At 38.5% G+C, this 24587-nt stretch carries 19 protein-coding genes; 4 read left to right on the forward strand and 15 right to left on the reverse strand.

Annotation, left to right across the window (positions count from 1 at the left end):
* Positions 1–224 precede the first annotated feature (224 nt).
* The 4 genes from AL038_RS04160 to AL038_RS04175 form a co-directional block, all read right to left on the reverse strand.
* Complete coding sequence (locus AL038_RS04160; RefSeq protein ID WP_062149449.1) at positions 225–4457, reverse strand: response regulator; 4233 nt, start codon at positions 4455–4457, stop codon at positions 225–227.
* A 167-nt stretch (positions 4458–4624) separates the two neighbouring features.
* Positions 4625–6220 (reverse strand): ATP-binding protein, encoded by a 1596-nt coding sequence (locus tag AL038_RS04165; protein WP_336603613.1) that lies wholly within the window; start codon positions 6218–6220, stop codon positions 4625–4627.
* The gene (locus AL038_RS04170) at positions 6220–6567 is read right to left on the reverse strand and encodes a hypothetical protein (RefSeq protein WP_062149454.1); all 348 of its coding nucleotides are present in this window, start codon (positions 6565–6567) and stop codon (positions 6220–6222) included. Before AL038_RS04170 ends, AL038_RS04165 begins: the two co-directional genes overlap by 1 nt.
* A complete protein-coding gene (locus AL038_RS04175; RefSeq protein ID WP_062149457.1) occupies positions 6548–7066 on the reverse strand; it encodes a methanogen output domain 1-containing protein in 519 nt (172 codons plus the stop codon). Before AL038_RS04175 ends, AL038_RS04170 begins: the two co-directional genes overlap by 20 nt.
* 240 nt (positions 7067–7306) lie before the next feature.
* Between AL038_RS04175 and ilvA the strand changes: the two genes are divergently transcribed.
* The 4 genes from ilvA (at position 7307) to AL038_RS04195 (ending at position 11452) form a co-directional block, all read left to right on the forward strand.
* A complete protein-coding gene (gene ilvA, locus AL038_RS04180) occupies positions 7307–8821 on the forward strand; it encodes a threonine ammonia-lyase, biosynthetic (protein WP_062149460.1) in 1515 nt (504 codons plus the stop codon).
* Between the two features lie 11 nt (positions 8822–8832).
* Positions 8833–9348: a DUF2919 family protein gene (locus tag AL038_RS04185; RefSeq protein WP_062149463.1), complete on the forward strand. Its 516-nt coding sequence runs from the start codon at positions 8833–8835 to the stop codon at positions 9346–9348.
* A gap of 84 nt (positions 9349–9432) precedes the next feature.
* Complete coding sequence (gene aguB, locus AL038_RS04190; RefSeq protein ID WP_101539097.1) at positions 9433–10308, forward strand: N-carbamoylputrescine amidase; 876 nt, start codon at positions 9433–9435, stop codon at positions 10306–10308.
* 106 nt (positions 10309–10414) lie between these two features.
* The gene (locus AL038_RS04195; protein ID WP_062149466.1) at positions 10415–11452 is read left to right on the forward strand and encodes a DUF475 domain-containing protein; all 1038 of its coding nucleotides are present in this window, start codon (positions 10415–10417) and stop codon (positions 11450–11452) included.
* A 48-nt stretch (positions 11453–11500) separates the two neighbouring features.
* Here AL038_RS04195 and scpB read toward each other — a convergent pair whose 3' ends face one another.
* From scpB to AL038_RS04250, 11 genes are all read right to left on the reverse strand, one after another.
* Positions 11501–12169 (reverse strand): SMC-Scp complex subunit ScpB, encoded by a 669-nt coding sequence (gene scpB / locus AL038_RS04200; protein WP_083991422.1) that lies wholly within the window; start codon positions 12167–12169, stop codon positions 11501–11503.
* A gap of 81 nt (positions 12170–12250) precedes the next feature.
* Positions 12251–14182, reverse strand: a complete 1932-nt coding sequence (locus tag AL038_RS04205; RefSeq protein ID WP_062149469.1) for a hypothetical protein — start codon at positions 14180–14182, stop codon at positions 12251–12253.
* Positions 14183–14203: 21 nt separating this feature from the next.
* Positions 14204–14965 (reverse strand): class I SAM-dependent methyltransferase, encoded by a 762-nt coding sequence (locus tag AL038_RS04210; protein WP_062149472.1) that lies wholly within the window; start codon positions 14963–14965, stop codon positions 14204–14206.
* Complete coding sequence (locus AL038_RS04215; RefSeq protein WP_062149475.1) at positions 14959–16038, reverse strand: glycosyltransferase; 1080 nt, start codon at positions 16036–16038, stop codon at positions 14959–14961. Before AL038_RS04215 ends, AL038_RS04210 begins: the two co-directional genes overlap by 7 nt.
* Positions 16031–16951, reverse strand: coding sequence for a lysylphosphatidylglycerol synthase domain-containing protein (locus tag AL038_RS04220; RefSeq protein ID WP_062149478.1), 921 nt, complete (start codon positions 16949–16951; stop codon positions 16031–16033). Before AL038_RS04220 ends, AL038_RS04215 begins: the two co-directional genes overlap by 8 nt.
* A gap of 110 nt (positions 16952–17061) precedes the next feature.
* Entirely contained in the window at positions 17062–17868 is an 807-nt protein-coding gene (locus tag AL038_RS04225; RefSeq protein ID WP_062149481.1) for an inositol monophosphatase family protein, read from the reverse strand.
* Between the two features lie 24 nt (positions 17869–17892).
* Entirely contained in the window at positions 17893–18492 is a 600-nt protein-coding gene (locus tag AL038_RS04230) for an ABC-type transport auxiliary lipoprotein family protein (protein ID WP_062149484.1), read from the reverse strand.
* Positions 18489–19532 carry an MlaD family protein gene (locus tag AL038_RS04235; RefSeq protein ID WP_083991423.1) on the reverse strand — a complete coding sequence of 348 codons (1044 nt, stop codon included), beginning with the start codon at positions 19530–19532 and terminating at the stop codon, positions 18489–18491. Before AL038_RS04235 ends, AL038_RS04230 begins: the two co-directional genes overlap by 4 nt.
* Positions 19533–19567: 35 nt before the next feature.
* Positions 19568–21553, reverse strand: coding sequence for an NAD(+) synthase (gene nadE, locus AL038_RS04240; RefSeq protein ID WP_062149490.1), 1986 nt, complete (start codon positions 21551–21553; stop codon positions 19568–19570).
* 239 nt (positions 21554–21792) lie between these two features.
* Entirely contained in the window at positions 21793–22647 is an 855-nt protein-coding gene (locus AL038_RS04245) for a glycosyltransferase family 2 protein (protein WP_062149493.1), read from the reverse strand.
* A complete protein-coding gene (locus AL038_RS04250) occupies positions 22634–24568 on the reverse strand; it encodes a hypothetical protein (protein WP_062149495.1) in 1935 nt (644 codons plus the stop codon). Before AL038_RS04250 ends, AL038_RS04245 begins: the two co-directional genes overlap by 14 nt.
* Positions 24569–24587: the final 19 nt, after the last annotated feature.

Below are 24587 nucleotides of genomic sequence, written 5' to 3' on the forward strand. Positions count from 1 at the left end.
GGTGAGAATGGTCTAAATTAGAATTCACTAAATGACCAGATACGAACATATTGTTAATTCTGAAAAATTGGATAATTCCCAAGATTTTGCCGCAAACGGGGTTTAATCTTGGGTGTTTAAGGCATAACACCTGCTAAAACGACAGTTTCCCATAGTCATTGCTTGGGTAACGTCCACCCTATTATATTGATTTTAAATAATTTAATGTGCTAGGCTTTATAAAATTATTGATACAACCACACGCGCAATAATGATAATAAACGGTTCATATCCACTGGTTTGGTTAGGTAATCGTTTGCCCCTGCCTTAATACATTTGGCTTTATCACCTTTCATCGCTTTGGCCGTCAGCGCGATAATGGGCAGTTTGCGGAAACGGGTTTGAGCGCGGATGCGTTGCATGGCTTCATAGCCGTCCATTTCTGGCATCATTACATCCATTAACACTAATGATATATTTGGATTTTTTTCTAATAAAGCAAGTGCTTCTTTGCCGTTTTCAGCAATCAGAACATCCATGTCTTTACTTTCTAAAAAAGTCGTTAGGGCGAAACTATTGCGGACATCATCATCGGCAAGCAATACTTTTTTACCGATTAAAATAGCCTCTTTGTTATGCACCAGACGGAGCATTTGTTGTTTTTCAGGTGCAAGTTGTGTTTCTACTTGGTGCAAAAATAATGTAGCTTCATCTAGTAACCGTTCAGGCGAATGGACTTCTTTTATGGTGAGATATTCTGCGGCTTCTTGTATTATTAATTCTTCTGTTTCAGTGAGTTCCCGTTCAGCATAAATAATTAATGGGACTTGGACAATAATATCATTTTTATCCATTTGTTCTAATAACTTCAAGCTATTACCTGAATCTGTATCAACATCGATAATGACGCAATCAGGTTGTTTCTGATGTAGAAGTTGGTAGGCTTCTTCCACCGTTTGACTAATGATTGTATTGACATTGTTTTCCCCAACCAAGTCGAGAATTCTGGTTTGATGTTGCGGATTATCTTCTACCAATAATAGGGTTTTTATTTGTTTATCAACAAAGTGTTCAATTTTTTTGAACGAGTCGCTTAATTCATTCATGCTGACAGGTTTAAGCAGATAACCAATAGCACCTAATTTGCGTGCATCTTTGCTCTGTTCACTTGCTGACATAATGTGAATAGGAATATGGCGAGTGATGGCATTGTCTTTTAGCCGTTCCATGACCGTCCAGCCGTCTAGCAAGGGTAAACCAACATCTAAAATAATCGCGCTGGGTAGATAGGTTTCTGCCAGTTGTAGGGCGGTTTTACCATCTTCCGCTAATAAGCATTTAAAGCCCTTTTCGACAGCAATCTCTTTGAGAATGGTAGAAAATTTACGGTCATCTTCTACGATTAATAAAACCCTATCACCTTCTTTAATCTGTTGGCGGTCATCTTGAAATTGGGGAGGACGTTGCAAACCGTCTAAATTGGAAAACTCTTCTGTATTTAAGCTGGCTGTCGGAGTCGTTGAGTGTGGGAGCTGTTTGGGTTTAGATAAAGGCGTTGTCGTATTTGTTTGTAACGTCAACTTTTCTGGTAAATATAAAGTAAAGGTACTGCCTTTATTTTCTTCGCTTTGTAACGTGAGTTCTCCACCCAGTAAATGCGCTAATTGGCGCGAAATGGATAAACCAAGTCCCGTTCCTCCAAAACGACGGCTAGTTGTACCATCGGCCTGTTGAAAAGCTTCAAAAATAATAGCTTGTTTTTCTTGCGCAACCCCAATTCCTGTGTCGATAACACTGAATGCAATGCTACTGTTTGTGGACAGTTGGGAGAGTTGTGCTTGTTCTAGTTCAACTTGACTGGGGCGGTAGGCTTTTGTCGTTATACTCCCCTGTGCAGTAAACTTAAACGCATTGGAAAGCAAATTGTTAAATATCTGCTTAAGTCTTTGTATATCGCTGTGAATAACTTGCGGCAATGGGTCTAGCAGTTGCGTTTGCAGTATCAGCCCTTTTTGTTCTGCAACATGGATAAATTTTTGTTCTGTCGTGTGCAAAAAATCCACCAGTGGCACTTCTTCTATATTCGTTTCTAATTTTCCTGCTTCTACTTTTGCGAGGTCTAAAATTTCATTGATTAAATTCAATAAATCTTGTCCTGCGCTTTCAATCGTTTTTGCATAACTCACTTGTTTTTCAGTAAGATTACTGTCTTTATTTTCAATCAATAATCCTGCTAAAATCAATAAACTATTTAATGGCGTGCGTAGTTCATGTGACATATTGGCGAGAAATTCGGATTTGTATTGACTGGCTAAGGTCAGTTCACGCGTTTGTCGTTCTAAATCGCGCTGGCTATCGGCAAGTTTTGTATTTTGTTCTTGCATAACCTGTTTTTGTCTTTCTAATTCCCTCGAACGATTTTCCAACTCATCATTGGTTTGACGCAGTTCTTCTTGTTGGGTTTGCAATTCTTCATTACTGGCTTGTAGCTCTTCTTGTTGTAATTTTATCGCCTCTTCTGATTGTTTCCGCTCGGTAATGTCACGAATAACCCCCGTAAACAAGCGTTGTTTGCGCACCCACATTTCGCTAACAGATAATTCTGCCGGGAAGGTTGAACCATCTTTGCGTTTGCCACGAACTTCTCGAATACTGCCAATAATTCGAGATTTTTGGGTAGTGACATAACTGTGCAAATAACGGTCATGTTCATCATGATACGGATTAGGCATTAACATATTGATATTGTGACCAACAACCTCATCCGCACGATAACCAAAAATGTTTTCTGCCGCTTTATTGAACGAGTCAACCATACCACGTTCATCAATGGTAATAATTGCATCAACCACAGTGTCCACAATGGTGCGAATGCGTTCTTCTCGGGCAGCGACTTCTTCTTGTTGAACTTGTAAGGTTTGCGTTAATTGTTGCGACTCATCAAGTAACTCTTTCATGCGTAAGCGCGATTTTGCTGAGTTCAACGCAATAGCAACATCTGGCGCAACCAGTTCAATAAATTTAATTTCTGTGCTGGTAAATGGACGAGCCGTTGCAAACTCTAACGCACCTAATAAATTATCCTCATGCAATAAAGGCACAGCAAATACATGAATAGGCAGTGATTCCCCTAAACCTGAAACAATGGAGAGGGAAACATGTTCTTTCGCTAATTGGCTGAAAACAATATTTTTACGTTCTAAAGCCGCTTGTCCAATCAGACCTTCACCCACTTTAAAAGTGGTGTAATTGTGATGACGGACTTTATAGCCATAACTGCTGTATAAACGAAGTTGCTCTTGTTCGGCAACATAGAATACTGAAACAGGAATTTCAACATAACCCGTTATGTAATTGATAATATTTTGTGTGAGCATGAGTAAATCTTGTTCACCACGTACCACGCTCGCAAGTCCTGTTTGTCCTGTTTTTAACCAATTTTGAATGGCATTTTCATCCGTAACTTGGCGCAAGGTGCGACGCATTTGCGCTAAAGCGGTGCGTAACTCGTCGCGTTCAGACACGGCAACAATTTTGTGTTCATAATTGCCTGCGGTGATACTTTGAACATATTGCACCATTTCGCGCAGGGTAAGTGTCATATCTTGTAATGCATTACCCATTTCATCATCAACAGATAATAGCTTGATTTCTCTATTACATTCTCCCGCAGCAATAAAGCGGGCTTGTTGAATTGCCGATTGAATTCCTTGTTTTAACTGTTGTAAGGCGCGAGCAATATCAGCAACCTCATCAGTGCCGATATAGGGGATATCATGTGCGGGTAATTTGCCTTGTTTTAATTGGTCTAAATAATCACGAATCAGGTGTAGTGGTTGGACAATTTGGCGTGCAACAAACCAATTTCCCACACTGACAATAAGTATCCCAATTAAAATAATAATAAAGGTGATAGAAAAGAACGTGTAATAGTGCTGTTGGGCGTTTTGTTCGACAAGGACAACATCCTTTAATTTATCTGCAAGCCAAGCATTGATTTTTAAAGATAATAGTTGAAATGCATTATCACCCGATTCTTTTAGCGTGGAACGATAGGACGCATCTTGCAATTGATTATTCTGATTATTTAATTGGCTAATAATTTCTTTATAAGATTGCCAAGCCGTACTAGCTTCTTGAAAAATAACTTTTTCTTCAATATGGAAAGTTTGCGATTGCCAAGTAAGAAAAGCATTGTCAACCATCTTAAGCGAAGAAAACAATGCAGAATGGCGTAGTTGCTGAGATTGTGGGGATTGGTCTTGTACTAAATACAGGAAATTATGATGAATTTGATAAATGGGATTAATAGCTTCTCGCTCAACTTGCGAGACAACAACCGTTGTTTGATAAACTTCATCTACATCTTTAAAAATTGAATGGGCTTGTAATAAGCTGTACAAACCTATTCCTAACACCACAAAAATGCAAACTAGGGATAAAAAAAGTAATTTAGATGAAATTCTGAAATAGTGCATAACTTAACCCCTCAACACGACGCTTCATTAGGTAAGGCAAAGAGCGTGCCTTTATATTGCAGGGCATTATATACGGCATTGTGTGACAAACTTAAGGGAAATAATGCACCAAATGATTACAAATAAGAAAGAATGTATAAATTTAACTTTATTTACAATAGATTATATTAACTATGTAAATCTGTCGGATGTGGATGTACTAACGCGCAAATTTCCTCAACTTCAAAGTTACGAGCTAATTCACAAATTCTTTCCATAAATGGAAGTAAATGGTTATCATATTTACCTAAATCTGTTGCATATTTAATAAGATGCTGTACATCACCCAACATCGCTAAATTAAATAAAGTGTCTGCCTGTTCTGGGGTGAGTTGTTGCAATAAACTTTCTAATGGAACTTGTAATGGTTGTACGTTGAAAGATTGCAGGGTTATTTCTGTATGTTGTTCATAAATCCAGACTAAATTAAGGTAGTGTTGTAAACAAGCTAATAATTCTTCTAAATGTACAGGTTTGGGTAAAAACGCATTACAGCCTGCTTCTGAGCTTAAATATTGGTCGCCACTAAATACACTGGCAGACACAGCAATAATAGGTAAAGTACGTATTTGTTGATTCTCATCTTGACGCAAACGGCGTGTAAGTTCAAAACCGTCTAATTTTGGCATGACCAAATCCGTTAGAATTAAATCAGGAATCGTTTGTTGAATTTTCTCTAATGCGATTACGCCATCTTCCGCCTCTTCAATGTTAAAACCTAAAGGGGCTAATAAGTTATGTAACACAGAACGATTTTCACGTTTATCATCGATAATTAACAGGTGACGGGGTTCACCAACGTAGCCCGTAATCGTAGCAGGGGGAATAACGGATTGTTGAATGGCATAATCATATACAGCGGGTAGTGGTAATTGCACATCGAAGGTCGTGCCATAAGCTAACCGACTTTGTATTTGAATTGTACCGCCCATTAATGCAACGAGCCGTTGCGTAATCGATAAGCCGAGTCCTGTCCCCTCTGCTTTATGATGTGCATCGCTGACTTGTTGAAAAGGGTTAAAAATACGCTCAAAATCAGTTTCAGCAATGCCAATACCCGTATCTTCTACTTGTAAGCGCAAACAACCCTGTTGATAACCCACTTTTAAACAAATTCCACCTTGTTTAGTAAATTTAATCGCATTACCTAATAAATTAATAATGATTTGTCGTAGCCGTTTTTCATCTGCTTCAATAACCAAAGGTAAGCTGGTGATAGGCTCATATAAAAAAGCGATATTTTTCTGAGCAGCACGTAATTTAAACAAATCAGTGAGACTTTTAAAAAAGTCATGTAAATACAAGTTAGTTACATACAGTTGTATATTGCCAGATTCCGCGCTCGATAAATCCAAAATATCATTGATTAAGGTTAATAAGTATTCTCCACTTTTATGAATAATATTAATGCCTTCTTTTTGTTCCTGATTAAGGTCTTCATTATACTGGAGGATTTGGGTATAACCTAAGATGCCATTGAGTGGTGTACGTAACTCGTGGCTGACGTTGGCTAAAAAATTGCTTTTTGTCCGATTGGCGGCTTCTGCTGCGTCACGTGCTTGAATTAACGCTTCATTTCGCGCTTCTAGCTCGCGTTTAGATTGTTCTAGGGCTTGTTGGCTGGCAAGTAGTTTTTCTAAGGCTTGTTTTTGTTTTTCTACTTCTTTGTTGAGGGCATTAAACTGATTGAGCTTTGCCTCGGCAGGGTCATGATGTACAACGATTAAAGCAGGTAAATCGGCTTGGCGGGGTTGTAAGAGAAAACCTTCACAGACTTTTTTTTTTCGTCTTCGGCTATCTGTTTAAAACTCAATGCAAACGGCAAACTTTGTCGACTACGTGACCAACTACGGAGAAATTGTTGCACTTGAGCAGATGAGTTTTCAACAAACTCCGCTATTGTTTTGCCCTGCCATTCATGTGTTGCAAGTAGTTCATCACCTTTACGGTTGCTTGCTAAAATTTCCCCTGTATCCCCTGCGATTAATAATAACGCATCTTTATTAAATCCTTGAATTAATAAAGATAAGTGTGCAGGTGTTAAAATTGTATTAGGTGCGGAAGTATTCATTTCCTTCTACCTTAGTTGCAGATTCTGGCTTTAAGTAAACCACGACACGACAGCCGTCATGTCCCCGTGCGATTGTTTCCACTAACTCGATTTTGGCATAACCTAAATTTTCTGCCGTAATTGTACCAAAAACATTAGAAGTCATCATACATAAAGAATTACGTCCTATTACTTTGTCTTCAAAAGGACAACGGTGATTACCAAATATAATTTTCTCTGCATCTTGAGAGATGATATAAAAATCTCCTTGAATACGTCGTTTCAAGTCAACTAACACTTGTGCAACCTGTTCGTGGCTTAGTTGTGATACGTTAAACGCAGTACGATATTCTTGGTTGATAACTTCACCGATATTTTGCCCAACAACACTAATAAAACCATTTGCTTGTTCTATACCGACAACTTCTTCTAGTACACCAGATAGTTCACGTATTAAACTGCGTAAGAAAACATCCCTTGCTAAAGAAATGTCTAATTGTGCTGCATTGTTGGTGTGCATTATCTTCTCCGCCAAGTGTTTTGAGTATCTTACTAAAAGATAGGGTGTCTCATCAATTAAAACAATTAAAAAGGGAAGTAAGCTATTATCCTCATTTTTTGGTCGTGATAATGCCACAAGGATGAGAGGGATTCCCATTTAATTATGTTCCCTACAATAAGTTTTACGGGTTTAGCACGACCAAAAAATGATTATTCGTATTAAACCCAATAACAGACTTACAAGGATTTTTACGCTTTCATGCTAACTCCGTACATCAAAAAAATTTTGCAATCGCGTGTTTATGACGTAGCAGAAAAAACCCGTCTTGATGAGGCTAAAAATTTATCAAAACGCTTAAATAATCACATCTGGATTAAACGGGAAGACATGCAACCCGTGTTTTCCTTCAAAATTCGGGGAGCATATAACAAAATTGCGAATTTACCGCCTGAATTATCCGCTAAAGGTGTTATTGCCGTTTCCGCAGGCAATCATGCACAAGGCGTTGCATTATCCGCAACGCGCCTAAAAATTCCCGCCGTCATCGTCATGCCAACCACCACGCCCGATATTAAAGTTCGTTCTGTGCAGCATTATGGTGTAGAAGTGATTTTGCATGGCGCAACTTTTGACGAAGCCTATCAACATACGCAACAACTGACCGCAGAACGGCAATTAACCTTTATTCCACCTTATGATGATGTTGATGTGATTGCAGGACAAGGCACAATAGGCATGGAAATTTTGCAACAGCATAGCAGTCCTATAGACGCGATTTTTGTGCCTGTTGGGGGAGGTGGACTGATTGCAGGCATTGCCGCTTATGTAAAATATTGTCGTCCAGAGATTAAAATTATTGGCGTAGAACCTGAAGAATCCGCCTGCATGTATGAAGCTTTGCGGGCAGGGGAGCGTGTGACGTTGGCGCAAGTGGGGTTGTTTGCCGATGGTGTTGCGGTTAAACAAGCAGGAAAATTACCTTTTGAACTTGCTCGTCACTATGTAGATGATGTGTTACTGGTCAGCACGGATGAAATCTGCGCTGCAATTAAAGATATTTTTGAAGATACTCGCACAGTAACTGAACCCGCTGGTGCGTTATCCTTAGCAGGTTTAAAGCGGTATATTCAACAAGAAAATTGTACGGAAAAACAATTAATTGCTATTGCAAGCGGTGCAAATATGAATTTTGACCGTTTGGGCTACGTTACTGAGCGCACTGAGATTGGTGAAAAACGTGAAGCCTTATTAGCCGTCACTATTCCTGAACATCCCGGTAGTTTCCGTGAATTTTGTAATACGATAGGTTTGCGTGCTATTACAGAGTTTAATTATCGCTATGCGGATGCACGTGACGCACATGTTTTTGTTGGGTTGCGTTTAAGTCAAGGACAGCAAGAAAAACAAAACTTGCTAAATACTCTTAATAGTCAAGGCTATGCTGTGGTTGATATGACTGATAATGAGATGGCGAAACTACATATTCGGCACTTGGTCGGTGGTCGCGCACAGTCTGTGGCAAATGAACGTTTATATCGTTTTGAATTTCCTGAACGTCCCAGTGCATTATTACATTTTCTGACACTCATGGGACACCGTTGGAACATCAGTTTATTTCATTATCGCAATCATGGTGCAGCAGAAGGGCGTGTTTTAGTGGGTATTCAGGTTGCAGATACTGAATTAGACGAATTTAAAGCCTTTTTACAAAAATTGGCTTATCCCTCTTGGGAAGAGGCGAATAATCCCGCATATCATCTGTTTTTAAACTAACTTAGGTTTGTATGGATACAAAATATTCTTTTGATGATTACAATGAGCATCAGGTTTTAAAAATTCCATTTAATCTTGTTGTAACAACTGTTTATGCACTAAAATATATTGTAGTTTTGTTTATTCTACCGATTTTACTGAATTTTCTCCCTGCATTAACTGATGCAGGTAAACTGATTATTCCGTATATCTCCCAGTTTGCGCATAAACCTGCAAATTTAGCCTTCATTTTGTCTTCTATCCCTGCTTTTTTAATTTTTATTCCAATGTTTAAACGTGTACCCAACACGCCAGAACAATCGTGGATACGAAGAATCTGGACAAAAGGACGGGGTTTATTACTCAGCAGTTTTATCATTGATATGAGCTTGATGATTATTTATTTACTGCTTGGCGTTAGACAATTTGATGGGGTTATGTTGGCGGTGTTATATATAGATTCTATGTTACTGCTCTATGTTATGCGCTCTAAGCGGGTACGCAATGTTTTTGAAGAATTTCCTGCCTACGAGAAAAAAGCTAAATAAAGCGTCACTTTCTCGTCACGATTGGGTTATATCCTATTGTATCCCGTAAAGTTCTATTTACCTATTAATCATGAAAGGATAATTATGAGAAATGTTACCGTTGCCGCGACACAAATGGCTTGTACTTGGGATTTAGACAGTAATGTTGCTCGTGCAGAGCATCTGGTTCGTCAAGCATCTGCAAAAGGGGCAAACATCATTTTAATTCAAGAACTATTCGAAGCACCCTATTTTTGCAAAGACCAAGACCCTAAACATTTCAAATTAGCCCAACCCTTTAAAGATAATCCATTATTAGCGCGGATGAGTCAGTTGGCGAAAGAATTAAAGGTTGTTTTACCCGTGAGTTTTTTTGAGCGGGCGAATCGCGCCTATTTTAACTCGCTAGCCGTCATCGATGCTGATGGAACTATCATGGATTTATACCGTAAGTCACATATCCCTGATGGACATGGCTATCAAGAAAAATATTACTTTTCCCCTGGGGATACGGGTTTTAAAGTCTGGAATACACAATTTGGTGTTATTGGCGTGGGTATTTGTTGGGACCAATGGTTTCCTGAAGCCGCACGGGCAATGGCACTGATGGGGGCAGAACTGTTATTTTACCCCACCGCAATCGGTTCAGAACCTCAAGATGCAAGCATTGACTCTTCAGGACATTGGCAACGGACGATGCAAGGACATTCTGCCGCTAATTGTATTCCTGTTATCGCCTCAAACCGTATCGGTAAAGAAGACGGCGACACATGTGCGATTACTTTCTATGGTTCTTCCTTTATTACGGGGGGAGATGGTGGCATGATTGCAACCGCAAATCGAACCGATGAAACAATTTTAACGACAACTTTTGATTTGGATAAGTTAAATGAAATTCGTACCGCATGGGGTTTGTTCCGCGACCGTCGTCCACATTTGTACAGTGCGTTAAACACATTAGATGGACTAACCAAAGAATAAGATTTTATTTTTTAAGTAAAAACGATAAGATAGGCAATCCTGACAGTTTCATGGAAAAATGTCAGGTTTTTTATTCTTTAATTCTTTTATAGGAAAGCAATGTGCAATGGATAATTTAAAATACTTTAATAGCTCGTTTTGGGTAACGGGCATTGGTTTAATCTTAGGTCTAGTGTTGGGTTATCTTTACACAAATACAATAACCGGTGCGCTTTCAACTCTCTTTATTGTTGCCATTTTAGCCGTATTGGAAGTGTCATTATCTTTTGATAATGCCGTTGTAAATGCTAAAGTTTTAAACAATATGACAGATATTTGGAGACATCGTTTTATTACATGGGGGATGTTAATTGCTGTTTTTGGAATGCGCTTAGTATTTCCCTTATTAATTGTTGGTATTACCGCCCATTTAAATCCTTTTGCAACGTTACACTTGGCTATTTTTGACCCTGATAAATATGCAGAAATCTTAACGGCTGCCCGCATTCAAATTTCTGGTTTTGGGGGGGCATTTCTAGCAATGGTTGCCTTAAAATATTTTTTTGATAAAGAAAAAGAAATTCATTGGGTAAAAATTATTGAAGAACCACTGACCAAAGTTGGACGGATTGAAGCGGTTGAATTAGGTTTAGTGATGTTTTTAATGTATATGATTTCTACATCAATGCCCGCTCATGAGGCACACGAATTTATTGTTGCAGGTATTTTTGGCTTAATCACCTACATTCTTGTGGATGGTGTGGGTGCATTGATGGAAATTGATGAAAAAGACATAGAAAGTATGCACAAAGCCAGTGCCGCCATGTTTGTCTATCTGGAAGTGTTAGATGCAAGTTTTAGCTTTGATGGTGTTATTGGTGCATTTGCGCTGACCAATAATATCTTTGTTATCATGATAGGTTTAGGTATTGGTGCTATGTTTGTCCGTTCACTCACTATTATGTTAGTTGAAAAAGGCACACTGGCAGAATATCGCTATTTGGAACACGGCGCATTTTATGCCATTGCCGTGCTTGCGGTTATCATGCTGACAGAAGAATTATTTCATATTCCAGAAGTTGTTACAGGTTTAGCGGGTGCTGTTTTAATTGCCCTAGCGATTTGGTCATCTATACAGTGGAATAGAAAAAAAGCGGTGGAATAGGTGGAATAGTCGGTTAGTCTATTAAGGGCGAATTTATTTGCCCTTATTCTACTTCTCTTCTTCGTCTATCGGCAGAGAGCCGTTTACTTCTACATTATCTAATAATTCTGTATATAACCCAGTTGCTACAACAGTTTCTGTCAGTGGTTCTTCTTCCTCCTCTGCAAAAATAGCATCTCCAAAATTCTCCATTAATTTCAATTCCGATAATGTCGGCAAATCGTCTAAACTTTTTAAGCCGAAATAATCCAAAAACATCTTAGTTGTCCCATATAACGCAGGTTTACCGGGTGTATCACGATGTGCTAAAACTCGAATCCACTGATAATCGAGTAAAGTACGGATAATATATGAACTAACGCTAACCCCGCGAATATTTTCAATTTCCGCGCGAGTAATCGGTTGACGATAAGCAATTAATGCCAATGTTTCTAATAAAGCCCGTGAATAGCGCGGCGGGCGTTTTGCCCAGAGTTTTTTAATCCAAGGCGTTAATGTTGTTTTTACCTGAAAACGATAACCACTCGCGACTTGAACTAACTCGATACCACGCTGACCACATTCTTCACGAATATCCGCCAGTGCCAGACGAATATCCCCCCGTTCTGGCTGGGCTTCTTCAGGAAACAACGCCAGCAATTGGTCAGTTGTTAAAGCCTGATTTGCCGCAAGGAGTGCAGCTTCTAAGATTTGTTTAAGTGGTGGAGAATCGTACATAAAGGGCGATTTTTAGTTATACAGGCTTATGGTGAATTGTTATTAAGTATTGTAATTTAATGACATGAAATTCAATAAGTATTATGGAAGAACATTATATTCGCTAAATTTAACAACAATTTTTGCATTAAACTGTTCCATACCTTTATCAGTAGTGAGAATACGCAAACGGGCTATTCGTGCCAATGGCATATTTGAATACCATTTCATCAGGTCTTCTTCATTGAGAATCAATGGATTAATAATTACACCTGTTTCCATCATTTGTGGAATGATACGGTAGAGCATTTTGTTGTTATCGGTTGTTATTATTTCCAGATACACAGTGGATGTTTTGTAAAAAAACGAATAGAGTTCCCCTGTTATTGTTTTTGATATTTCAAGCGTTAGCAAAAGCTGTTTATTATTTAAACTTGAAATGTCAATAAACTCACCAAGATTAACTGCTTGCTGTAATAAGAAAGTTTCTCGCGCCCCTTTATCTGGACGTGGTGCATGTTTTAATAGTAAAAAACCATTTTCTGTAAACAGTGGGTGATAATCACGCAAAATGACTTTAATCGCTTCAATGTCGTCCATTAATGGCAGACGATTATCAATTGTTTGTAATTTAAACAAAATAAATGCGGGTGCTTGGTTGCTCGCATAAAAGTTACTATTTATGGTAAGTAAGTTAGGTGTATAGGTAGAGTAACTTTGAAATACGGGACGTGGGTGCCAATTGAACTGATTGAGTAAAAGAACCCCTTGTTCATAAGAAAAGATATCAACCGTTGCATTACCAATCGTTTGCCGTGTATTGGGCAAATCAAACATTTTTCTTAAATAAACATTTTGATTATCATAATATTTTTTGATTTCCCCAACGAGTAAAAGTCGTTGGAAATTAAGCGTGATATGTTCACCCAAACGTATCAGAATATTATTTACCTGTAAGGGTGCTATGCCTCTTTTTTCGTTAAAAGGCACTATTGCCAAAAATAGCCCCGCTATCGCAAGTATAATCAAGGTGTAACGAAATAGATAAAATAGTACGATTAAACGAGCATGTAGTTTTTCACTATAATCAAATAGAAATGGTACGAGTGCCGCAAGACTAAAAAAAATTATGGAGTGCTGATCATGACGAACCAGCCCTAATTTAAATGCCAAAAAACTGACTAGCCCAATGGCTAAAAATGTACATAACCGATTGATATTTAACGTTGGCAAAAACGCACTAATAATGCCTATACCAATTAGTAACCATAGAATGACAGAAGCCAAAATCGTTTCTTGTGGTGGTCCTTCAATGGACATTGCATCATCATAGTTATGAGCTACATCAAACGAGTTTGCAATAAAGTCTTTGATATTAGTGATGTCTTGCCCAAGCATCAACCACATCATAATGCTTAGGCTAATGAATACTAATGGTATTAAGGGGGATCTTTTCCACCCATATTGTTGCCCAACAATAATAGTGATCATGATGACCGCAAAACCAGCAGCAACAAATTGTGTGAATTTTGCCGTTGCTGTAATAGCCGCAAATAATAATGTAAAACCAATTAGGCTAATATGAAGTTTATGCTTGTAAAATAATGATGGATTTGCAATTAGGCTGGTTAATAATAATATCAAGAAAAAATAGAGTGAATCTAATACATAAATAAATAATGGAATTATTAACAATATTATTAAATATAATATCTTATCTAAATAATTAGTAAGCTGACTTGCTCTAATAATGGAAAACCACGCGATAATTGTCGCTATTGTCAATTGCCATAACATATATATATGATATAAATCAGTATCATAAGAACTAGTAGGATGATAAAAATAACCAAATAGTCCATAGGTAAAGATAATATCCTTACCTTGTTGGAATCCATTTTTTAGTGCAAATCCCAATGCTTGACTCCATGAAGGGTCTAACGCCATACTGGCAGGCAAACCGCCATAATTAAGATAGGTAAGAAAGAGAAGAATGAATAAAATAAATTTACCTAGAAAGGAAATCTTTGTCATAAATAAGGCTTCTTAATTTGTTTAATTATAAAGTTGATGATGTGGTTTATCTGCGACGATGATATACCCTTCGGCAAGGTCTAGTTGATTGAAAAGACGAGCTATCCAATTAAGAGGTAATACCGTATAAGGATTTACGAAAAGACCAATCCAATTAAAAATAGTAGGAACATGATTTATTCCACTGCATTGTGTTTGTTGATTTTTATCCCAGCTAGCTTTTACTTTTGCTTGTTTTTTGGCATATAACGCACGTAACCATCTTAATATATTAATGAAGGGATAACCGTAAGCAATTACGGTAATATTTTCAAAACCTACTTGTTGAAAAAGTTCAATAATAGCTTGTTTTTCATAGCGTCGAAAATGTCCTGTAATGTCGTCATGAATTGTCCAGAATTTCATGTGGGCAGGAACAGAAATTAATAGTTGCCCTTGTGGCACTAACCTTTCGTATAAAGTGGTAAGAAATTGTTTATCGTCTTCAATATGTTCCATTACTTCACAGGCAACAATGCAATCATAAGTATCTGCTACAGGTAGTTGTGCAACATCACCTTGTTCGAAAGTTAGCCGTTGACGGATTGGCAATGGCAGTGCCATATAATAAGATTCTATATTTGGTGAAAAATCAACGGCTTTTCCCGCTTGAAAATAAGCCAATAGTTCTTGAGATAAGGCTAAACCGCCCGCACCAACTTCTAAAAAACGCTTAGCTGGACGTAGATGTCTTAATATCTCGTAACGACGAAATAAATAGCGTGGCGGAAAATATTTCAACATAGTTTTAAAACCTTTTTAAGCACTTGTGATATTTGTTTAATAGAGAGTTGCTTTTGATACAGTTGTAATCCTGCTTGACCAATAGCGGGCAGTTCTACCTGATGCTGATATGCCCACTCAATTGCTGTCACTAGTGCAAAGACATCACCTTGTTCCACTAATAAACAATTTTTTTTATCTATAAAATCAATATTTTCTTTTATTTTACCAACAATCGTGGGTTTACCCAAAGCCAAAAATTGAGAAGTTTTTCCTGTAATAACGCGTTGTGCTTGTGGTGTATTGCCAAACGCGCCACCTAAGCCTAAATCTGCATTGGGGATATATTTGTGAATGAGGGTAGAAAAATCTACCCATTCTATATGGCTAATATTATGATATAAAGAAAATTTTTCCTGTAATTTTTTGAATTCCTTTAGATTTTTTCCGTTACCACCGATAAAAACAAAATGAATAGGTTTGTCTTTCAGATGGCTTGCTGCTTCCAACATAATAGACATCCCATGTAATGGTAAAAAAGAACCGTAAAATAAGACTTCAAAATGTGTTTTTTGTATGGGGCTGATAGAGGGTAACGTTTCGTCTGCACCAACAGGAATTGCAAAAACTTTATTGGGTGGTAGACAAAATTGTTTACATAAGAAATCAACATGAAGTTGTGTGTCAGTGAGAATATAGTTTGCGTGATGCAAAATAGATTTTTCAAAATAAAAGAGAATTTTCCCTAAAAAAACACCTAAGTTGCCCTGTTTTTTATCCCCAATGAGAGCTGCTGAGGGTGACAACAGGCTGTCAAATATTAATGGTTTTCCAACAGTTATTAGCTTGATAAACCAGAATATTTCATGTCCACGAAACCCGAGAATATAATAATCGGGGTTATGTTTCCATCGAATTTGTATCAGTTGCCATATTGTATCAATATAACGCAGGATTCCTGTTTTTCGATTGATGGCTGTGAATAAAGTAATTTCTTGAATTTGTTGTAATGCTTTTAGTAGTGAAACTGTCCTAATATAGGTTGGTTGTCGATAAGCCAGAACATAACACAGTTTTAGATGAGAGTTAGACATGCGGGACAAACCTGTGATGGTAAAAATTCCAGCAAAATACCCATGTTATACCAAGCAGTTCTTGCAACATGAGCCATACACGAGAAACGACTGCAACGGCTGTAAGCGTGTCTAAAGTGACATCTTGTGTAATTAAATGAGCAAGATACACAAAAACCAGTTCTTTAACACCCATACCCGCAGGTATGATGAGTGAAACAGCACCAACAACCCAACCCGCGCTGAGACAAATTATATAATATGTCGATTGTGTTAGTGAAAAATCAAAAACAGCTTGTAAGAGAAAATAATGTCCACCTAAGTAACTAAACCAAAATAGAATATAATAACTCATTACTTTTATGTTGGATGAGTGAGGCACGCAAGAACATAACGTTAATCGTTTAGCAATAGATTGAAAGTAAAAGAGTATATGTTTAGTTAGGGTAAAAAATAGACAGGTACGAGTTATCCAAACACAAATTAGTAAACTTAATAGAAATAGTAGTATTGCGAAAAACAGGTTATAAATTGCAATCGTTAGTGTAAGGGCTATTGCACTACAGCAGAAAATCAATAATCCCATTAAATCTAAGTTGGCAAATACAACAGCACTGGTTGCTCCCTTAGTTTGTAAAAGTAAACTTTGGTATAACAAGCCAAATACTTTACCGGGTACATATTTGGCTATTTGCCCATAAAAAAAAATGGTGTGATTTAAACGGTGATTGATGATAACACCATATTTCTGCAAAAGTTCTTTAAAGAGTAAACTGGTGACAATATACCAAGCCATTGTAATTAAAACAGATAAGCTAAAAAGCGTCCATTGAACAGTTATCAGCAGTCCTTTAATCTTTTCCCAACTATGCCATAATAAAATCATTAAAAAACATAAACCAAAGATAAATAGTACTGGTCTTAGATGTTTCATAAACACTCGGTGAAAAGATATCCTATTGATATTGAAGAGTAAAAATACAATAAATGCTATTCTTACTCTCTATATAAATCATGTTATTACAATCAATATTATTGTAGGTGTTAACGCTTTAATTCTGGCAATAAATGTGGCTGAATTGCTTGTAAAATACCTTTAAAAATTTTAGGGTTGCCTGTAACAATGTTGCCTGTTTTAAAATAGTCAAAGCCGCCATTGAAATCGCTTAGTAATCCACCCGCTTCTTCTATGAGCAAAACACCCGCTGCAATATCCCATTCACGTAAGCCGATTTCCCAAAAACCATCCAGTCGACCACAGGCAACATAAGCAAGGTCTAATGCCGCAGACCCTGCACGGCGCACGTCTGAAACCAGCGGGAAAAGTGCGCGAAAAGTTGCCATATAACTATCCATATATAAAGGATATTTAAAAGGAAACCCTGTGCCAACTAAGGCATCTTCTAAGGTTGTGAGTGGTGATACTCGAATACGTCGATCATTGAGAAATGCACCTGCTCCTCGGGAGGCTGTAAAAATCTCTTGCCGTAAGGGGTCATAGACAACGCCCTGTTCTACACGTCCTTGATAGCGTAAGGCAATAGAAACCGCAAAATGCGGATAGCCATGGAGGAAATTGCTTGTTCCATCCAGTGGGTCAATAATCCATTCGTAATCACTGGTTTTGTAACCTGTTTGTAAACCACTTTCCTCCGCAAGAATGGCATGTTCTGGGTAGGCGCGGTGTAAGGTTTCTATGATGATGGCTTCAGCTTGTTTGTCTATGTTGCTGACAAAATCACCTTTGCCTTTACGGTCAATGGTGTAGTTTGAGCCTTGTTCACGAGCGCGTACCATCAATGCACCTGCAAGACGGGCGGCTTTGATAGCGATATTTAACATTGGGTGCATGACAGCAAATTTCCTTTTACAACATTATTGAATGTGAGCTAGTACAAAATCGGTGAGGTCTTGCAAGACAGTTGCAACGGCATGGTTTATGGCTTTTGCACCGCCTGCTGCATCATCACTGTCGGTAGGGGCAGTGGCTTCAAAAATACGAGTGGCAACAATTTGTTGGGCTTGCATGTCTAGGAGTTGGGCACGGAGGATAAAACGCACTTGGTTGGTTGGTGTGGTAAATTCTTGTTGTATGCGTAATATTTCTGTGTCTAGTCGGTATTCGCCCAGTACAGATGCTGTTGTTACAGAGAGAATTGCACCGAATTTACCGGTGGATTCTAGTTGGTTGACCAGTAATGGGAGTAACATGCGGGCGGGCGTGTCTATCCATTGGCTACGGCTGTAGGTTTCAAGTACTGAGGGGATGCGGATATAGGTTTGTTCAACACGGTCAAATCCTGATGCAGCTTGTGGCATGGAGACTAAGAGCGTTTTACCCGCTTTGTTGATGGTGGTCGCCGTAATGGGGAGGTCAAAGAAGTAGTTTTGTACAGGTAATTCTTCTTTTCTTAGGGGATTGCAAGCAGTTAGGAGTAGCAAACTAGCCAAAATAATCCCAGTTAATCGGTTCATTTTTCTCCAGGTCCTCGTGCAGATTTGGATTTACCAAATAAAATAATATTCGGGTTGCGTTCTAGTTCTCGACTGAGTCCGCGTAAACTGGCAATGAGTTCACGGAGTTCTCTTAAGGTATTATTGACTTCAGGTAGGGTTTGTTGCGTAAAGCCATCTATGCCTTGTTTGCTTTGGTTGACGGTTGTTTCTACCCCTTGTGCCGCTTTAGCAATGGCAAGGGTTGTTTTGCTGATGTTTGTCCGACTTTCTTCAACAATGGTATTTACGCTGTTCGAGGTTTTAGAAAAACTTTGTGCAGTTTGTTCTAGGGTTGTCAGGGTTTGTTCTAGGCGTGTTAGAAAGTGAGGAAGTTCATGACTGATTTTCGCGCTATTTTCTAGGGTTGTCGCAACAGAAACGATACTATTATCTATAGTGGCTGAACGGTTTGCTACAGTATTGGTTAGTGTTTCTATGTGTTGTAGTGTGTTGGAAATCAGTAAACGGTTAGCTGGAGATAATAAATCATCAACCGCTTTTGTAACTTCTTTGATGTCTAATAACATCCCATCTGTAACAGTTGATACTTTATTGATATTACTCATTAATTCTGAAATAGCACTGTCTAAACGAACCAGTAAAGAAGGCTTCGTTTTTAACTCAGGGTAGCGTTGTCCTACATCTGGTTCTTTGGATATTAACTGTCCCGCACCGCCTGTCAGCTCTATATAGGCAAGACCTGTTAAACCTTGAGAGGAGAGTGTTGCTACGGTATCTTGGCGAATGGGCGTATTCCATTCAATTTTTAAGAGCACTTGAACTTCATCTGGGCGTTCTGCATCAAGTGCAATATTGTGGACGTAGCCAACTTCTACCCCTTTGTATTTTACGGGAGATTTTACATTTAAGCCTGAGACAGATTCGCGAATATGAATTTGATAGGTGATATAAACTTTTTCTTCTGTTCCTATTGTCAGCCAGAGTACAGAAGCTATCATCACTATGCTGAGAATGATAACGAATAAGCCGACAAGGGCGTAGTTGGCTTTGTTGTCCATTGTGTGCTAGGGATGGGTTAGGGAAACAGGTAGGTTTACTTTTTTTGTAAACGGGTTTTCATTTCAGCTAGTTCTAACTGATAGCCACCTGATAAAATCGGAAAACGACACCAGCTACGTGGGTCAAGGTTTTCATCGTCTAAATGAAAACTGGGAGCGTAGCGTTCGCGTTTCCATTGATTCCGACTCCACAGGCTAAAAAAACGCTCTATCCATGTCAGTAATTGCGCTTCTTGATAATCAGGGAAGCGGGCATGGAGCAGGTGGTAAATTTCGTGAGGCGTTTGTCGATCTCGAATTGCGGCTTTTTCTATAACGTTAAGCAGATTATACGGCATTAAATCGTCTTCGTCTGTTTGTTGTTTACCGTGTGTTGTAGGGCGCAGTTCTGCGGTTGGGGCTTGTTGATTAATCAAGGATAACGCGGGGATTGTGCCTAAATTCATCGAGCCTTCTTGTTCTAACCAGCGTAACCAATGACGCAGAAAATCTTTGTCTATGCCTGCTAAAGGACTTAGTCCGCCCGCCGTATCGCCATCCATAGTCGCATAGCCTAGCGCAACTTCGGAACGATTGCTGGTTGCTAGCAGTAGGGCGTTACGCAGATTAGCAATTAACCAAACACTGGGGGCACGTGTTCGTGCTTGAATATTTTGTAGGGCTAAATCGTCTTTTTCCCAAGTTAATTTGACATTTGTCGCGCTGCTAACAATATCAACGTAGGCTTTGACCAGTTTATTGATATTCAGTTCTAAATAGTCCGCCCCTAGGGCTTGCGCCAATGTTGTCGCTGCTTGTTGTGTTGTTTTTGTTGAATTTTCTGTGGATTGGTAAACACAGGTTAAAAGTTGTTTTACCATGTCGCCGATGGTGGTTTGTGGTAATGTTTTAATATAAGAAAGTTTATCGCAAAAACCTTGTGTACCCAGTTCTTCTAAACCTAAGGCAACCATGAGGCGCACTAAACAGGCTATGGCGGAGGAGTCTGCACCACCACTGAGGGAGATAACAAAACCGTGTGAGCGACTTTTACGCAGGTAATCAAACAGTCCTAAACTAACGGCACGGGTAAATTCTTCTTCTTTTAATGTGGGGCTAAATTCCCACGAGGGCTGATTGGAATGACTGGGTTGTATGGGTAAACAGTCGGGATAATCAAAGGGGATATACACTCGCGTGTCTAAATTAGGCACACTATCCCCTGTGCGAGCTTGGGACATGCGGGTTAAATCAACGTCAACTAACGCGCTCACCACTTGATAGTTGGCAAAACTAAAGCGTTTACCTGTTGCAAGCAGTTGTCCACCAGTTGCGATTAAACAATCGCCATCATAAATAGCCCGTCCTGCTTCATTACCCAATAAGTTAGCATAAACATAGCTCACGCTAAAAGCGCGTGAACCTTCTAAAACAAAGCGTTCTCGTACGAGTCTTTTATCAAAAGCAAAGTGGCTGGCACTGGGGTTTAAAATAATATCCACCCCTTTTTGGGCTAAGCGAATACCCGGACGATTGGCTACCCATGCTTCTTCGCAAATCTCAAAACCAATACGTACACCACCACAGTTAAAATAAATATCTCCCAGCGGATAGCGTTTGCCACTGATTTCTATTTCTACATAGGCATTAGATACCCAAGGTTTAAACCAGCGGGGTTCATAATGAATTCCATCACCTGCTAAAAATCGTTTTGCAACAAATCCACAAATTTGTTCATTTGCCAGTAAACAAACAGCGTTATAAACACGATTTTGATAATTAATGGGCAACCCTACCGCAACAACCATCTCTTTTGTGTAGGGTAAAATCCGTTGTAGCATTCGTTGTGATTCTATGAGGGTATTGGGCGATAAAAACGCATCTTCACACCCATAACCACTGATACATAATTCAGGCAAACATAGAATACTAACTTTTTGAATTCGTGCGGTTTCAATGGCGGCTAAAATATTTTTTTGATTACCTATCCAATCTAGGGGAGTTTGATTGAGTGTTGCAGCCCCTACTTTAATATACTTCATGCTGATATCCTTAAGTTTTTTAGACTCCAAAAATGAAGCGTGTTGTTGATGACAGCATAATATATTGATGGAACGGAATTTTTATAAAATTAACAAATAGCCGTGAATTTATATTGGATTTAATTGATGAATATCAATCTATTAGATTTTATGATTTGTTTCCAACGACCCGTTAATTAACCAAGCACGCTATCAATCTTAATAATGATTAAGGTGGATAAGCGCGCATGGTCATTTTATCATTCTTTGCGGGTATATAATAACTGTGTGATTTGCTCGGAAACTAAACCAATCAGGAAAATGAGGATAGAGGTGGTAAATAAAACCGCGCCCATATTGGTGAATCGTCCATCGGTAAAGAAGGTATAAAAATAGTAAAATAGTGCAAAAATAAAAAAACCGACGCTTAAAGAACCAAATAGTTTTAGTGGTGCGTATAATGTACCGATTTTAAATATAATTAATAAAAAACGTATTCCATCCCGCAAAATTTTAATATGACTTTTACCTATTCGCTTATGTGCAATGATTGGAATGTAGCAAACGCTATAACCCGCACGGAAAAACGCCATTGTAATCGTTGTGGGATAAGAAAAAGTATTGGGTAATAAAGATAAAAACTCTTTAAATTTGTTGGCACGTACAGCACGAAAACCTGAAGTTAAATCAGCAATGGGTTGTTCTACCATCCAACTGGCTAATTTATTATAAAAAGTGTTGGCGAATAGGCGGGCAGTACTGGCTTGAGATTCCATTCCCCGCGCCCCAACAACCATATCATGTCCCTTCTCTATCTCGGCTAATAAACGTTCAATATCGGCAGGATCATGTTGTCCATCGGCATCCATAAAGATAAGAACATCCCCTGTTGCATTGCGTGCACCTGTTTTAATTGCCGCACCATTACCTTTTCTGTAAGGATGACGAACAACAGTTGCACCCAGTTGGGTTGCTATTTCTGCTGAATTATCAGACGAGCCGTCATCAACAACAATGATTTCAGCATGGGCATATAAGGCGGTTAATTTCTGCAACGTACCTTGTAAGGCTTGAGATTCGTTTAAGCAAGGTAAAATAATGCTAAGGCTTGTCATCTTCTTTCCCAGTTATGTTAGGGTTTTGCACCAAAAGTGCTTTATGAGCTAATGATTCTAATATATTCAAATCTTGTATAAATAGTGCGCGATTCGCAAAAGTTAATTTATTGCGCATCAGTTGGGTTTGCGTGAGTACATCCTGATAACGTTGTGCTGTTGCTAGCCAACGAATCATATTAAGATGTAGTTGTGCATCATATTCTAATGCCAGTGATTTATTCGCCAAGTCAACGGCTAAAGGTATATTTTTTTCAAATACCAATAAATCACTGTAAATGGCATAAATATCTTTCAAATGAATATAGCTGTTTGGGTTATCAATCAAATTTTGTAAAATAAGATTAACTGTTGCTAACGGAACGATAGAACACTTGTTCTGTTTATGCCATCCCGCAATGGTATTAATTCCTTCTAGTGAACCATTTGTGACGCGCCCTGTGCGGGTTTTTTCTAATAGGAGTGGCATATCAGGTTCTTGTACCTGATCACTAAAACAGCGAAATGCTAACCATAACAAATAAGCCGATGTATCATCGGGATTATTGTTTATCATTTGCTGATGATAGGTTTGCGCTTTTGCAAATTCACCAAGTGTTGCTAATGCCGAGGCTGCTTGTGACTGTGCATAATAGGAATGTGGTCTTTCTTTTGCCCAAACAATGGCTTGTTTCGCAGTATTACTCCATATATCCACTTCTACAGCCGTTTTCAGTCCCATAATGCCTATCCAAAGCAAAACTAACCCACTTATTAAGTAACGGAATAAGGGTTTTTGCACGCGCTGTACAACCCACACAATGCCATAAACAAACCCCCATAAAATACCAACCATTGCTAAATAGTTACGATGTTCAAAATAAATAACCAGCGGAATAATACTGGACTCTAGTAAGTGACCACTAAAAAACCAAAGTATTCCACCCGTTATAATAGTAAATCGTTTATGCAATAGAAGTGCTGTACCCAATAAACCCAGAATAAAAACAACGGTTATCAGTGTTAAGGGTGGCGTAAGCAGCGAGCGAGAAAGGGGGAAATCATCCTGAAACAACCCGAAAGGATTGGTATTGATTAGCAAAATTTTAGAAATATAATCAACTAATACGTGGCTTTGTGTTAGCAACCGCTCGGTTAAATTAAAATCGCGTATAGCATAAATATTTAAAAAACTACCAAATTTACTGCCTATATACCCTAAAAACAGAAATATCGGCAGGTAGAGAAAAAAACTTGCCCATATTTGCCACATACGTGTACGTGGCGTAGCGGACAAAATGGTAAATTCTAAGGCTAATACGTAAAAAAGAATTAAAATCCCATTTTCCTTACTTAACAATGCAAGGATGCCACCGCCACCAATACCAATAGACATTAAAACTAAGGATTTATATTTAGCAACAGTAAGATACTGTCTGCCATATAAGTAAACGACAAGTCCTAATACGGTAAATAACGCCGAGAGTTGCGTCATTCTTTGTACAACGTACAACGTTGTTGAAACATTTAGGGGATGAATCAACCATAATGTACTGGTTAAGAAGGCAAATAAAAGAGATTGCTCTTCAGTCAAGCCTAAATATTTTGTAAGCTGCAATAGCAGTAAGAAAAGCAAACAACCCGTTAATAAGTGCAGCAATAGATTAACGTATTTAAATGCCCATATATCACCTGCTTGCCACGCATCAACTTGTAAGGCAAAACTCAACAGGGAAATAGGTCGTCCTAATTCGCCCGCAATCCCTTGTCCAACAAATTTATACCAATCCTGTGCTGTTTTTATACTGTCTAAATCGCCCAGATTACTATAATCATCAAAAATCAATCCGCCTTGCAATCCAGCCCAATATAGCCAGCCACAGCCAGCAAGTGCGGAGAAAAATAATAGGGCATAGCGAAGTTGCACTGTAGATGAGTTCATTGCCAACTATTTAGTTAAT

This window comes from Beggiatoa leptomitoformis (assembly GCF_001305575.3).
Taxonomy (GTDB): domain Bacteria; phylum Pseudomonadota; class Gammaproteobacteria; order Beggiatoales; family Beggiatoaceae; genus Beggiatoa; species Beggiatoa leptomitoformis.

What these genes read in the sequence shown, in the direction of transcription:
- AL038_RS04250 (WP_062149495.1), bottom strand. Translation starts at nt 24,568, where the DNA reads ATGAACTCATCTACAGTGCAACTTCGCTATGCCCTATTATTTTTCTCC.
- AL038_RS04225 (WP_062149481.1), bottom strand. Translation starts at nt 17,868, where the DNA reads ATGCACCCAATGTTAAATATCGCTATCAAAGCCGCCCGTCTTGCAGGT.
- scpB (WP_083991422.1), bottom strand. Translation starts at nt 12,169, where the DNA reads ATGTACGATTCTCCACCACTTAAACAAATCTTAGAAGCTGCACTCCTT.
- AL038_RS04210 (WP_062149472.1), bottom strand. Translation starts at nt 14,965, where the DNA reads ATGTTGAAATATTTTCCGCCACGCTATTTATTTCGTCGTTACGAGATA.
- nadE (WP_062149490.1), bottom strand. Translation starts at nt 21,553, where the DNA reads ATGAAGTATATTAAAGTAGGGGCTGCAACACTCAATCAAACTCCCCTA.
- AL038_RS04160 (WP_062149449.1), bottom strand. Translation starts at nt 4,457, where the DNA reads ATGCACTATTTCAGAATTTCATCTAAATTACTTTTTTTATCCCTAGTT.
- AL038_RS04185 (WP_062149463.1), top strand. Translation starts at nt 8,833, where the DNA reads ATGGATACAAAATATTCTTTTGATGATTACAATGAGCATCAGGTTTTA.
- AL038_RS04235 (WP_083991423.1), bottom strand. Translation starts at nt 19,532, where the DNA reads ATGGACAACAAAGCCAACTACGCCCTTGTCGGCTTATTCGTTATCATT.
- AL038_RS04220 (WP_062149478.1), bottom strand. Translation starts at nt 16,951, where the DNA reads ATGAAACATCTAAGACCAGTACTATTTATCTTTGGTTTATGTTTTTTA.
- AL038_RS04205 (WP_062149469.1), bottom strand. Translation starts at nt 14,182, where the DNA reads ATGACAAAGATTTCCTTTCTAGGTAAATTTATTTTATTCATTCTTCTC.
- AL038_RS04215 (WP_062149475.1), bottom strand. Translation starts at nt 16,038, where the DNA reads ATGTCTAACTCTCATCTAAAACTGTGTTATGTTCTGGCTTATCGACAA.
- AL038_RS04195 (WP_062149466.1), top strand. Translation starts at nt 10,415, where the DNA reads ATGGATAATTTAAAATACTTTAATAGCTCGTTTTGGGTAACGGGCATT.
- AL038_RS04230 (WP_062149484.1), bottom strand. Translation starts at nt 18,492, where the DNA reads ATGAACCGATTAACTGGGATTATTTTGGCTAGTTTGCTACTCCTAACT.
- AL038_RS04175 (WP_062149457.1), bottom strand. Translation starts at nt 7,066, where the DNA reads ATGCACACCAACAATGCAGCACAATTAGACATTTCTTTAGCAAGGGAT.
- aguB (WP_101539097.1), top strand. Translation starts at nt 9,433, where the DNA reads ATGAGAAATGTTACCGTTGCCGCGACACAAATGGCTTGTACTTGGGAT.
- AL038_RS04170 (WP_062149454.1), bottom strand. Translation starts at nt 6,567, where the DNA reads ATGAATACTTCCGCACCTAATACAATTTTAACACCTGCACACTTATCT.
- AL038_RS04245 (WP_062149493.1), bottom strand. Translation starts at nt 22,647, where the DNA reads ATGACAAGCCTTAGCATTATTTTACCTTGCTTAAACGAATCTCAAGCC.
- ilvA (WP_062149460.1), top strand. Translation starts at nt 7,307, where the DNA reads ATGCTAACTCCGTACATCAAAAAAATTTTGCAATCGCGTGTTTATGAC.